The 11,763-nt window shown below is 56.7% G+C and carries 8 protein-coding genes; 6 read left to right on the top strand and 2 right to left on the bottom strand.

Annotated features, from left to right (window positions below; genetic code table 11):
- The first annotated feature begins 25 nt into the window (after window positions 1-25).
- From iucA to QLG08_RS14445, 6 genes are all read left to right on the top strand, one after another.
- Window positions 26-1,750, top strand: a complete 1,725-nt coding sequence (gene iucA / locus QLG08_RS14420) for an aerobactin synthase IucA (RefSeq protein WP_014606887.1) — start codon at window positions 26-28, stop codon at window positions 1,748-1,750.
- Window positions 1,751-2,698 (top strand): GNAT family N-acetyltransferase, encoded by a 948-nt coding sequence (gene iucB / locus QLG08_RS14425; RefSeq protein ID WP_014595116.1) that lies wholly within the window; start codon window positions 1,751-1,753, stop codon window positions 2,696-2,698.
- The gene (iucC, locus tag QLG08_RS14430; protein ID WP_014595118.1) at window positions 2,698-4,431 is read left to right on the top strand and encodes an aerobactin synthase IucC; all 1,734 of its coding nucleotides are present in this window, start codon (window positions 2,698-2,700) and stop codon (window positions 4,429-4,431) included. Before iucB ends, iucC begins: the two co-directional genes overlap by 1 nt.
- Before the next feature lie 3 nt (window positions 4,432-4,434).
- The gene (gene iucD / locus QLG08_RS14435; RefSeq protein ID WP_013024253.1) at window positions 4,435-5,769 is read left to right on the top strand and encodes an NADPH-dependent L-lysine N(6)-monooxygenase; all 1,335 of its coding nucleotides are present in this window, start codon (window positions 4,435-4,437) and stop codon (window positions 5,767-5,769) included.
- A 27-nt stretch (window positions 5,770-5,796) separates the two neighbouring features.
- Window positions 5,797-7,992 carry a TonB-dependent siderophore receptor gene (locus tag QLG08_RS14440; protein ID WP_238493274.1) on the top strand — a complete coding sequence of 732 codons (2,196 nt, stop codon included), beginning with the start codon at window positions 5,797-5,799 and terminating at the stop codon, window positions 7,990-7,992.
- 209 nt (window positions 7,993-8,201) lie between these two features.
- Window positions 8,202-9,863, top strand: coding sequence for a methyl-accepting chemotaxis protein (locus QLG08_RS14445; protein WP_014606883.1), 1,662 nt, complete (start codon window positions 8,202-8,204; stop codon window positions 9,861-9,863).
- A gap of 43 nt (window positions 9,864-9,906) precedes the next feature.
- Here the strand turns inward: QLG08_RS14445 and QLG08_RS14450 are convergent, their stop codons facing one another.
- Both QLG08_RS14450 and QLG08_RS14455 read right to left on the bottom strand, forming a co-directional pair.
- Window positions 9,907-10,980 (bottom strand): acyltransferase, encoded by a 1,074-nt coding sequence (locus QLG08_RS14450; protein WP_014606882.1) that lies wholly within the window; start codon window positions 10,978-10,980, stop codon window positions 9,907-9,909.
- Between the two features lie 264 nt (window positions 10,981-11,244).
- Entirely contained in the window at window positions 11,245-11,763 is a 519-nt protein-coding gene (locus tag QLG08_RS14455; RefSeq protein ID WP_014595121.1) for a DUF1440 domain-containing protein, read from the bottom strand.

Consider the following 11,763-nt stretch of genomic DNA (forward strand, 5'->3'; position numbering starts at 1 on the left):
CATAACGCCTGGAAATTGTTTGATAATGATTCAATCGACGCACAATGGATCCTGGGATGTGGCCGCACAGTGCTTCCTGAATTCCCTGATCCGTGAAACCAAGGACTGGCGACTCAGCCAGGGTGAACCCGCCGAGTTAGTGATTCCGTTGGCGGAAGAGAAGGCCCTACACTTTAAGGTGGCTTACTTTTCTCCTACCCAGCATCACCGTTTTGCCTTCCCGGCCCGGCTGGTCACTCACCGTGGCAGCGAGACGGTGACGTTCGCCACCGTTGCCAGACTGATTGTCGATAAACTGCAACATCAGCAACAGCTGCCCGCTCCCGGCTGTGAGGCGTTTTACCAGCGCGTGATGGAAAGCCATGTGCATACCGCTGAGGCAACGGCTGCCCGCCACGACTGGCGAGGCCTGCGTGAGAAAGCCCTGAACTTTGCCGAAGCAGAGCAGGCCCTGCTGGTCGGGCACGCCTTCCATCCGGCACCCAAATCACATGAACCTTTTACGCAGCAGCAGGCCGAACGTTACCTGCCTGATTTTGCGCCACATTTTCCGTTACGCTGGTTTGCGGTGGATAAAGACCAGTTGGCGGGTGACAGCCTGCAGCTGACGTTGCAGCAGCGCCTGACGCGCTTTGCGGCAGAAAACGCGCCGCAGTTACTGCATGCGCTAACCGATCGGCAGTGGCTGTTCCCGCTCCATCCCTGGCAGGCGGACTATCTGCTCCAGCAGACCTGGTGTCAGCAACTGGTGGAAAAAGGCCTGGTTACTGACCTAGGTGAAGCCGGTGCGCCCTGGCTGCCCACCACCTCATCGCGTTCGCTGTACTGCGCGACCAGCCGCGACATGATCAAGTTTTCCCTGAGCGTGCGGCTGACAAACTCCGTCCGCACCCTGTCGGTCAAAGAGGTCAAACGCGGCATGCGGTTGGCGCGTCTGGCGCAGACCGATCGCTGGCAGGACATGCAGGCACGCTTCCCGGCGTTTCGCGTGATGCAGGAAGATGGCTGGGCCGGACTGCGCGATGCGCAGGGCACGATTATGGAAGAGAGCCTGTTCGCACTGCGTGAAAACCTGATTGTCGACAGGCCGCAGAGCCAGACCAACGTGCTGGTCTCCCTGACGCAGTCCGCACCGGACGGCGGCGACTCACTGCTGTCTGCCGCAGTAAAACGCCTGAGCCAGCGCCTGCACATCAGCGAAAAACAGGCTGCGCATGCCTGGGTCGACGCCTACTGCCAGCAGGTGCTGAAGCCCCTGTTCACCGCCGAAGCCGATTACGGCCTGGTGCTGTTAGCCCATCAGCAAAATATCCTGGTGGAAATGGAGCAGGACCTGCCGGTTGGCCTGATTTATCGCGACTGCCAGGGCAGCGCCTTTATGCCTCACGCCGCAGGCTGGCTGGACATGATTGGCGAAGCGCAGGCGGAAAACGTCTTTAGTCGCGAGCAGCTGCTGCGCTACTTCCCCTATTACCTGTTAGTGAATTCTACCTTTGCCGTCACGGCGGCACTGGGCGCGGCGGGCATGGACAGTGAAACCCATTTGATGGCGCGGGTACGCGATGCGTTAAGTGCGCTACGTAACGAGGTCACGCACAAGGGCTGCCTGGATTACGTGCTGGAAAGCCCGCACTGGAACGTCAAGGGCAACTTCTTCTGTTACCTGCACGATCACAATGAAAACACCATCGTCGATCCGTCGGTGATCTACTTCGACTTCATCAACCCACTGCTGTCTCAGGAGCGCTAAATGTCTCAGGCAACGATTGTTCACAGCGGCCACGGCCTGCGTTGCGAAAAGTCAGGAAAAACCCTGAATCTGGGTTGGGGACAGGACAACAGTGCGGTGCTGCATTTTGCCGGTCCACTGCCCGAAGGCTGGCTGCGTGATGCGCTGGATCAGATGTTTATCGCTGCCCCGCAGCTTTCTGCCGTGGTGCTGCCCTTCGCAGAATGGCGTGAAGAGCCTCAGGCGCTGGCGCTGTTTGCGGCACTGAAAAGCGATATCGTCCACCGCGAGACGTTCTGGCAACTGCCGCTGTGGTTGTCTGCGCCTCGTCAGCAGGCCTCCGGCGAGATGGTATTTGATGCCGAACGTGAGATCTATTTTCCCCAGCGCCCAGCGCGACCTGATGGCGAAGTGTATCGCCGTTACGATCCGCGCGTACGGCGAACGCTGAGCTTCCGCGTGGCCGATCCTGCCCGGGATGCCGAAGCGTTTACCCGCTGGATGAACGATCCGCGCGTGGATTACTTCTGGGAGCAGAGCGGATCGCTGGCCACTCAGACCGCCTATCTTGAACGCCAGCTCGGCAGCAGCTATGCCTTTCCGCTGATTGGCTGTTTTGATGACGAGCCCTTCAGCTACTTTGAAATTTACTGGGCGGCGGAAGATCGTATCGGGCGGCACTACAGCTGGCAGCCGTACGATCGCGGTTTGCATCTGCTGGTGGGTGAGCCGCAGTGGCGCGGGCCGCACTTTGTGCAGAGCTGGCTGCGCGGCATCAGCCACTATCTGCTGCTGGATAATCCGCAAACCCAGCGCCTGGTGCTGGAACCGCGGGCGGATAATCAGCGCCTGTTTCGTCACCTTGAACCCGCGGGCTATACCAGCGTGAAAGAGTTCGACTTTCCGCACAAGCGCTCTCGCCTGGTGATGACCCAGCGCGCCCGTTTCTTCAGCGAGGTGGGCCTGTGATGAATTCGCACGCATGGGAAACCGTTAACCGTCAGCTGGTGGCAAAAATGCTGGCCGAGCTGGAGTACGAGCAGGTCTTTCAGGCTCAGCCGCAGGGCGACAACCGTTACTGCATCAGTCTGCCGGGTGCCGAATGGCAGTTCACCGCCGAGCGGGGCATCTGGGGCTGGTTATGGATAGATGCACAAAGCCTGCGCTGTGCGGATGAGCCGGTACTGGCCCAGACGCTGCTGTGCCAGCTACAGCCGGTGCTGTCGATGAGTGATGCCACGGTGGCGGAACATATGCAGGATCTCTATGCCACGCTGCGCGGCGATCTTCAGCTTATGCAGGCACGTCAGGGCATGAGTGCCGATGCGCTGATTGATATGGATGCCGACCGCCTGCAGTGCCTGCTCAGCGGCCATCCCAAGTTTGCCTTTAATAAAGGCCGTCGCGGATGGGGACAAGAGGCGCTGGCGCGCTACGCACCCGAATATATGAATACCTTCCGCCTGCACTGGCTGGCGGTAAAGCGTGATCATATGGTCTGGCGCTGCGACAGCGAGCTGGACATCCAGCAGTTGTTGCAGGCCGCGATGGACAGCGCCGAATATACGCGTTTCACCGAGGCCTGGCAGGCGCAGGGGCTGGACGACAGCTGGCTGCCTTTGCCGGTGCATCCCTGGCAGTGGCAGCAAAAAATCGCGCTCGATTTTGTCGCGGATCTGGCCACGGGCAATATGCTGTCGCTGGGTGAATTTGGCGATCGCTGGCTGGCGCAACAGTCACTGCGCACCTTGACCAACGCCAGCCGTCAGGGCGGGCTGGATATCAAACTGCCGCTTACCATTTACAACACCTCCTGCTATCGCGGTATTCCGGGCAAATATATCGCGGCGGGCCCGCTGGCCTCCCGCTGGCTACAAAACGTCTTTGCCACCGACACGACGCTGCAGCAGAGCGGGGCGGTGATCCTGGGCGAGCCGGCCGCCGGTTATGTTTCCCATCGCGGCTACGGCGCGTTGCCCGAAGCCCCCTATCGCTACCAGGAAATGCTGGGCGTGATCTGGCGTGAAAATCCGTCGCGCTGGCTGCACGCGGACGAAACGCCAATTCTGATGGCCACGCTGATGGAGTGCGATGAAAACAACCAGCCGCTTATCGGCGCCTACATTGCCCGCTCGGGCCTGAGCGCCGAGGCCTGGTTAAGTCAGATGTTCCGCGTGGCCGTGGTGCCGCTGTATCACCTGCTGTGCCGTTATGGCGTGGCGCTGATCGCACACGGGCAAAATATTACGCTGGCGATGAAAGACGGCGTACCCCAGCGCGTATTGCTGAAAGATTTTCAGGGCGATATGCGTCTGGTAAAGGACGATTTTCCGGAGATGGACTCTTTGCCTCAGGACGTCCGCGATGTGACGGCACGCCTGAGTGCTGACTATTTGATTCATGATTTGCAGACTGGCCATTTTGTCACGGTCCTGCGTTTTATTTCGCCGTTAATGGCGCGCCTTGGCGTTCCGGAACGACGTTTTTACCAACTGCTTGCCGCAGTGTTGAGCGACTATATGCAGGACCATCCGCAACTGTCGGCGCGTTTTGCGCTTTTCTCACTCTTCAAGCCACAAATCATTCGTGTCGTGCTGAACCCGGTAAAACTCACCTGGCCCGATCAGGACGGCGGAAGCCGTATGTTGCCCAATTACCTGGAAAATCTGCAAAACCCGCTGTGGCTGGTTACCAAGGACTGAATCATGACAAACACTGTTGATTTTATTGGCGTTGGCATTGGCCCGTTTAACCTGAGTATCGCGGCGCTGGCACACGAAGCTGAAGGCTTTACCAGCCAGTTTTTAGACAGTCGCCCAGATTTTGCCTGGCATCCCGGTATGCTGGTGCCTGACTGCCATATGCAGACCTCGTTTTTAAAAGATCTGGTCTCCGCGGTCGCGCCCACCAGCCCGTTCAGCTTTGTGAACTATCTGGTGAAGCGTAAAAAGTTTTACCGCTTTATGACCACCGAATTGCGCACCGTTTCAAGGGATGAGTTTTCCGACTATCTGCGCTGGGCTGCCGAGGGCATGAACAACCTGCGCTTTAATCACACGGTGGAACGCATCGATTTTGATGAGGCCAATAAACGCTTTGTGATTCACAGTAACGGCGGGGAAAGCTATGCCCGCAACATCTGTCTGGGTATTGGCAAGCAGCCCTACCTGCCGCCCTGCGTAAACCGCATCAGCGCCACCTGTTTCCACGCCAGCGAAATGAGCCTGCGTAAACCCGACCTGCGCGGCAAGCGTGTGGCGGTGATTGGCGGCGGTCAGAGTGGTGCCGATCTGTTCCTCAACGCCTTCCGGGGTGAATGGGGCGAACCGGCTGAGGTCAGTTGGGTGTCGCGCCGCAACAATTTTAACGCCCTGGATGAGGCCGCTTTTGCCAACGAGTACTTCACGCCAGAATACGTTTCCAGCTTTGTCGGTCTGAACGAGGCTGCCCGACAGAAAATGCTGGCTGAACAGAAGATGACCTCGGACGGCATCACGGCAGATTCCCTGCTGACGATTTATCGCGAGCTGTATCATCGCTTTGAAGTGCAGCGTCAGCCGCGCAATGCGCACCTGCTGCCGAGCCGCTCGGTCATTGAACTCAACAGTCATCACCAGGGCTGGCAGCTTCAGTTGCAGCATCAGCTTGACCAGGGCTACGACCTTATCGAATGCGATGTGGTGATTTTCGCCACCGGCTACCGGCCTGCGCTGCCAGAACTGCTCTCCCCCCTGATGAGCCGCCTGACCATGAAAGATGAGTGCACGTTCAGCGTGCGTGAGGACTTCACGCTTGAGTGGAACGGGCCAAAAGAAAATAACATCTTTGCGGTGAACGCCAGTATGCAAACCCACGGTATCGCGGAGCCTCAGCTCAGCCTGATGGCATGGCGATCCGCCCGTATTCTGAATCGCGCACTGGGGCGCGATTTGTTCGATCTCAGCACGCCGCCCGCCCTGATCCAGTGGCGCAGCGTCAGCCGGGAAAAACCGCAGCATGGCGCTGCGTCCACTAAAAACTATACCGAGTCCTTGGGGTAAGCCTTAACCTCGCACGCAGGAACGATAATGAAGACTAAAAACAAGAATATCTGGCTGCTTAATCCGCTTCTGTTAGCCATGATGGCGCCCGCGGTCGCACAGCAAACCAGTGAAAATGACATGGTGGTTTCGGCCAGCCGTACGCACCGTACGGTGGCAGAAATGGCTCAAACCACCTGGGTGATTGAGGGGGCCGAACTGGAGCAACAGGTTCAGGGCGGCAAAGAGTTTAAAGATGCGCTGGCGCAGCTGGTGCCGGGCCTCGACGTCAGTAGCCAGGGCCGAACCAACTACGGCATGAACATGCGCGGCCGCGCGATTGTGGTGCTGGTGGACGGCGTTCGCCTGAATTCTTCGCGCACAGACAGCCGCCAGCTGGATTCGATCGATCCCTTTAACATCGATCACATCGAGGTGATCTCCGGTTCAACCTCGCTGTACGGCGGGGGCAGCACCGGTGGCCTGATCAATATCGTCACCAAAAAAGGCCAGCCGGGCACCCAGTTTGAGTTTGAAACCGGCACCAAAACCGGGTTTAACAACAGTAAAGATCACGATGAGCGCGTGGCGGGCGCGATTTCTGGGGGGAACGATCGCGCGTCCGGACGGTTGTCGGTGGCCTACCAGAAGTTTGGCGGCTGGTATGACGGCAACGGCGATTCTGTTCTGCTCGATAACACCCAGACGGGCCTGCAATACTCCGATCGTCTGGATGTGATGGGCACCGGCACGCTTGAGATTGACGATCACCAGCAGTTGCAGCTGGTGACGCAATACTACAAGAGCCAGGGCGATGACGATTATGGCCTCTATCTTGGTCGAAACTTTTCGGCGGTAACCGGTAACGGTAACGCCTACACCAGTAAAGGACTGAACTCAGACCGTATTCCCGGCACCGAGCGCCACCTGGTCAGTCTGCAGTACTCTAATACCGATTTCCTGGGTCAGGAGCTGGTGGGTCAGGTCTACTACCGTGATGAATCTCTGGCGTTTTATCCCTTCCCAACGGTGTCCGCCGGGCGGGTGACCAGCCTCTCTTCCTCTAAACAGGATACTGATCAGTACGGCGGCAAGCTGGCAATCACCAGTAAACCGCTCGACAACCTGCAGCTGACCTACGGTGTTGATGCCGATCATGAACGTTTTAGTTCCAATCAGATGTTCTTTGATCTGGCACAGTCGGCCGCCTCGGGTGGCCTGAACAACCAGAGCATTTACACCACCGGACGCTATCCCGGTTATGACATTACTAACCTGGCGGCTTTCCTGCAGTCCAGCTACGACATCAACGATACCTTCACCTTGAGTGGCGGCGTACGTTATCAGTACACCGAAAACAAGGTGGACGACTTTGTCGGCTATGCCCAGCAGCAGGCGATTGCTAATGGCACGGCGCGTTCGGCCGATGCGATTCCAGGCGGCTCAACGGATTACGACAACGTCCTGTACAACGCCGGTATCCTGATGCATATCACCGAGCGGCAGCAGGCATGGTTCAACTTCTCGCAAGGCGTTGAACTGCCGGATCCGGGCAAGTATTACGGCAACGGCACCTATCGTCTGCAAAACGGCAACTACCAGTTGTTGAACAGCGTTAATGTCGATCAGTCGAAGCTTCAGGGCATCAAAGTCGATTCTTACGAGCTGGGCTGGCGTTACACCGGTAATGACCTGCGCACGCAGTTAGCAGCCTACTATTCGCTGTCAGACAAATCGATCTCGGTCAACCGCAGCGATATGACCATTAACGTGGACGATGACAAGCGCCGTATTTATGGCGTGGAAGGTGCGGTGGATTACTTTATCCCCGATACCAACTGGAGCACCGGCGTCAACTTCAACCTGGTCAAGTCTGAAACCAAAAAAGATGGCGGCTGGAAGAAGTGGGATGTCATTTATGCCAGTCCATCGAAAGCCACCGCCTATGTTGGCTGGTCGCCGGATCCCTGGAGCCTGCGCCTGCAAAGCACGCAGTCGTTTGACCTGACCGATAACGGCGGCAACAAAATTGACGGTTATACCACCGTTGATTTTATCGGCAGCTACCAGTTGCCGGTGGGCAAGCTGAGCTTTAGCGTCGAGAACCTGCTGGATCGCGACTACACCACGGTGTGGGGACAGCGTGCGCCGCTGTTCTACAGCCCGACCTATGGCTCGCCGTCGCTGTATCAGTACAAAGGCCGGGGTCGCACCTTTGGGCTGAACTATTCGGTACTGTTTTAAGTCTTCATTCTTGCCCGGTGTGACGCCGGGCAAGCCTCACTCAATCTCACTTTTTCCTCCTGTCGCCGCTAAACACTCTGTGCCGTTACATAATGTAAACAATACCTAAACGAATACGCTCAGTTTTGTCAGGTACATGCCGATAGTCTTTATGTACGTACATTTAATGCACAAAGCATTTTCGTTTTAACGACCAGGCGGAACAAAAAATGACCATTACACAGCGACTTTTCCTGACCTTCTCCCTCCTTGCCGCCTCACTGGCTGTTCTGGCTATGGTGGCGATCACGGTGGTAACAGGATTTCAATCACGCTTCGATTACGTGCAGAGAAATACAATTCCTTCTATTACCGATCTTAATAAGCTTGTCGATAGCAGCAATGCCCTGACACTGCTGCTTTATCGCCATCAAAGTGCGACCGATCAACGCAAGCAGGCCCAGTTTGAGAAAGATATCGCTGGCGTGATTGCGGATCTGAAAAAGCAAAACCAGTATTACTTTGATCACGACCTTTCCAGTGCTGAAGACAAGGCCCTGAGCGAAAAAGCATTTGCGGAGATAAAAGAAGCGGAAGCCAGGCTGCCGACCTTTTTTGCCGGGTCACGGGCACAAAATGATGCTATCGCGTTGGGCGCGATCCAGGGAGACAGTGGTGTGGGCCAGTCTGTTCGCGATCTGATAGCGGGGTTAAAGCGACAGCTGCAGCTGAATGTGGACATTGGCAAAACCTACAGCCAGCAAAACAATCAGGTTTATCAACAAACCTTGTGGGGCATGTCCGGCGGTTCGCTGCTAATTATCCTGCTGCTTGGCGCGTTTTCGGTGAAAACCATCTTCAGCATCCGTCGTCAGCTCAACGCGATTCGTGCCACCATGGAAAGCGCCAGCGAACGCCTCGATCTGACGCTGCGCGCAGATGAGTCGCGTCGCGACGAAATTGGCTTAACGGCCAGCGCTTATAATCATCTGGTCAGCAATGTGGCGCAGTCGTTGTCGTCCGTTGAACAGGCATCCCACTCTGTCGGCTCTGCCTCATCCGAGATTTCAGCCGGCAACGACGATCTCTCGGCGCGTACCGAAGAGCAGGCAGCGTCGCTGGAGGAAACGGCGGCCAGTATGTCTGAACTGAGCGAAACCGTGCGTCAGACGGCTGAAAATACCCGCCTCGCCAGCCAGCTGTCCAAAAATGCGCGTGAAATCTCGGAAGACAGCTCGGGCAAAGTCAAAACCATGCTGAGCACCATGTCCGATATCAAAAGCAGTTCAGCGAAAATCAACGACATTATTGCATTGATTGAAGGCGTTGCCTTCCAGACCAACATCCTGGCGCTGAATGCGGCCGTTGAAGCCGCCCGTGCCGGTGAGCAGGGACGCGGTTTTGCCGTGGTCGCCGGAGAGGTGCGTAATCTGGCACAGCGCTCTTCTTCTTCTGCCCGTGAGATCAAAGCACTGATCGAGTCCTCCATGCGCTACGTTGAAACCGGTGCCGCTCAGGCTGAAGAAGTCGGACAAAATATGGGCCGGATGAACGATGCCGTGCGTCAGGTAAACGATCTGGTCGATGAGATTGCGGTGGCGGCAAGCGAACAGTCGCAGGGCATTGGTCAGGTACATGAAGCGGTCAATCAGATGGACAGCGTAACCCAACAAAACGCCGCACTGGTGGAGCAGGCTTCTGCCGCTGCGCGTTCGTTAACGGAGCAGTCCACCACGCTGCAACAGCTGGTGGCCGCCTTTACCATCCGTTCAGCTCAGGTTGTCGCCGCTAAGCCGCCTTTAGCCGCCGTGACGGCCGCACCCGTGCTGAAGCGTCCACAGCTTGCGGCGGCAGGTGCAGGTGCGCAGGAAGATAACTGGCAGAGCTTCTGATCGTGGCGAAGCATTGGCCCGGGCGGCCGCTGCTTTTAAAGGGTTACGAACTTCTGTGCAGCGTTAACGGCGTTGATAACCAGCGGGCAACGCGTTTGCCTGCCTTAATGGCGGGTTTTTCAATCCAGAAAAACATCACGGAGGCCAGCGCCACACTGATGCTAATGGAGAGGATGAAAATCATCAGATTGTCCGTCCAGGCTTTATCCGCCAGGCTGTTCATCAGCAATATCATCATCGGATAGTGGATGAGATAGAGCGAATACGAGATATCGCCAAAGAAGATCAGCGTGCGGTTATGACCACTTTCCGTGCGGTAACCCAGCATCACCGTGATGCTCATAATGGCCGCCGCCAGCCAGAAACCGCCATGCAGGCCAAACGGCTGCGGCCCAATCATCAGCGCTGTCGCAAACGCCAGTACCAGCCCCACCTGCAGTATTCTGCGCATCTGAGGATTCAGCTCAGGGAGCTTTTGTCTGACGATTAATTCAGCCAGCATCATCCCTAAGATAAACTCCATGCAGATGGTATTGCTGATAAGTTTGATCCACGCCTGCCACCAGTGCGTCACCGCCATATCAGGCGAAACCTGAGAGGAAAAGGTAAAACTGCCGTTGTAATACAGCTGAAAGCCCACGCTGGAGGCGAGGAAAATCAGTGCGCACAGGAAGCTACGGTAGCGATAGTTTATGCACATCGCCACGGTGAATACGGCGTAGAACAGGATCTCATAGGAAAGCGTCCACGGCGGACCTAATGCGCTGAATCCAAAGGTCGGCCCGGGGCTGCTGTAATCCTGCAGGCAGAAGTAGAGCGCACAGGACATATCCTGAAGCGAACGGTCGTGATAAACCACCACGAACGAGAGCAGCCAAACCACAAAGAAGACCGGCCAGATGCGGAAAAAGCGTTTCACCATGAACGACGTCGGCGCTTCGTTAAACTGATGCGTAATAAAAGTCATGATGAAGCCGCTGATAATAAAGAATACGTCCACGCCCAGCGCGCCGGGAATGTGCCGGGTCCAGTGACTTTCTAACAGCGATGAGTTGTGCGCCAGCACCACAAGTAGCGCAGCCAGGCCGCGCAGATACTGGATTGAGACGATTTTCATGAGCGTTACAGGCCTGTCAGTTTACTCAATCACGGCGTTCGCTTGGACGAGCCGGTTAGGGTTAAGGGTAGGCCGTATTGTAAAAATGCCTTAACGATTATCAACCGCCATTTAGCAGCCAGGAAAAAAGGATTTTGCCTGATAGCCTAATTTTGCAGAAAAAATGGCGACGATCGACGGAGTTAGGCGCACAGGAACAGAAGTGCGCCGTTGGGATTTCAGAGGGTTCTTAAACAAATATGATGACTTGAGGGGATACAGGCACTACGCGGACGCGCGCGGAAAGACGCTCCCGCCCATGGCGCGCCGGAAGATCTCAATCGTCCACATCCACAGAATATGCCCCAACGTCTCCGAGGCGATTTCCGCTAACGGCAGGTGCCACAAGGGCGGTGCCCAGCCGTTCATCGGCAAGATCACGCCGTGAAAGCCCAGGGTAATGAGCAGGGCGAACGCTACGCCCTGGCCCAGCGTAACGACCGGGAGGATCTCCGCCAGGGCGCAGTAGAGCAGGGCGAAGACGATTGAGAACAGGTGGTGAACCCCGGCAACGCCCCAGTTCACCACGTGACCGGAATAATGATAGACCAGGTTGCTGACGTTGATCCCCATATCCTGCAGCATCTCCGCAGGGGGAATCGCCCTGTCAGGCGTTCTGGGCGGAAACGGATTCTCCGTTCCCCATTTTACGAAGCTGGCAACGTTGCCGCCCCAAAACCCTGCCCAAAGCGCCGGACCATAATGCCGGTCGGCAGGGGACGTCAGACGAAACGACCTGTTCAT

Source organism: Pantoea sp. V106_11 (genome assembly GCF_029967885.1).
Lineage (GTDB): Bacteria > Pseudomonadota > Gammaproteobacteria > Enterobacterales > Enterobacteriaceae > Pantoea > Pantoea ananatis.

What these genes read in the sequence shown, in the direction of transcription:
- QLG08_RS14450 (WP_014606882.1), bottom strand. Translation starts at nt 10,980, where the DNA reads ATGAAAATCGTCTCAATCCAGTATCTGCGCGGCCTGGCTGCGCTACTT.
- iucD (WP_013024253.1), top strand. Translation starts at nt 4,435, where the DNA reads ATGACAAACACTGTTGATTTTATTGGCGTTGGCATTGGCCCGTTTAAC.
- iucC (WP_014595118.1), top strand. Translation starts at nt 2,698, where the DNA reads ATGAATTCGCACGCATGGGAAACCGTTAACCGTCAGCTGGTGGCAAAA.
- QLG08_RS14455 (WP_014595121.1), bottom strand. Translation starts at nt 11,763, where the DNA reads ATGAACAGGTCGTTTCGTCTGACGTCCCCTGCCGACCGGCATTATGGT.
- iucA (WP_014606887.1), top strand. Translation starts at nt 26, where the DNA reads ATGATTCAATCGACGCACAATGGATCCTGGGATGTGGCCGCACAGTGC.
- QLG08_RS14440 (WP_238493274.1), top strand. Translation starts at nt 5,797, where the DNA reads ATGAAGACTAAAAACAAGAATATCTGGCTGCTTAATCCGCTTCTGTTA.
- QLG08_RS14445 (WP_014606883.1), top strand. Translation starts at nt 8,202, where the DNA reads ATGACCATTACACAGCGACTTTTCCTGACCTTCTCCCTCCTTGCCGCC.
- iucB (WP_014595116.1), top strand. Translation starts at nt 1,751, where the DNA reads ATGTCTCAGGCAACGATTGTTCACAGCGGCCACGGCCTGCGTTGCGAA.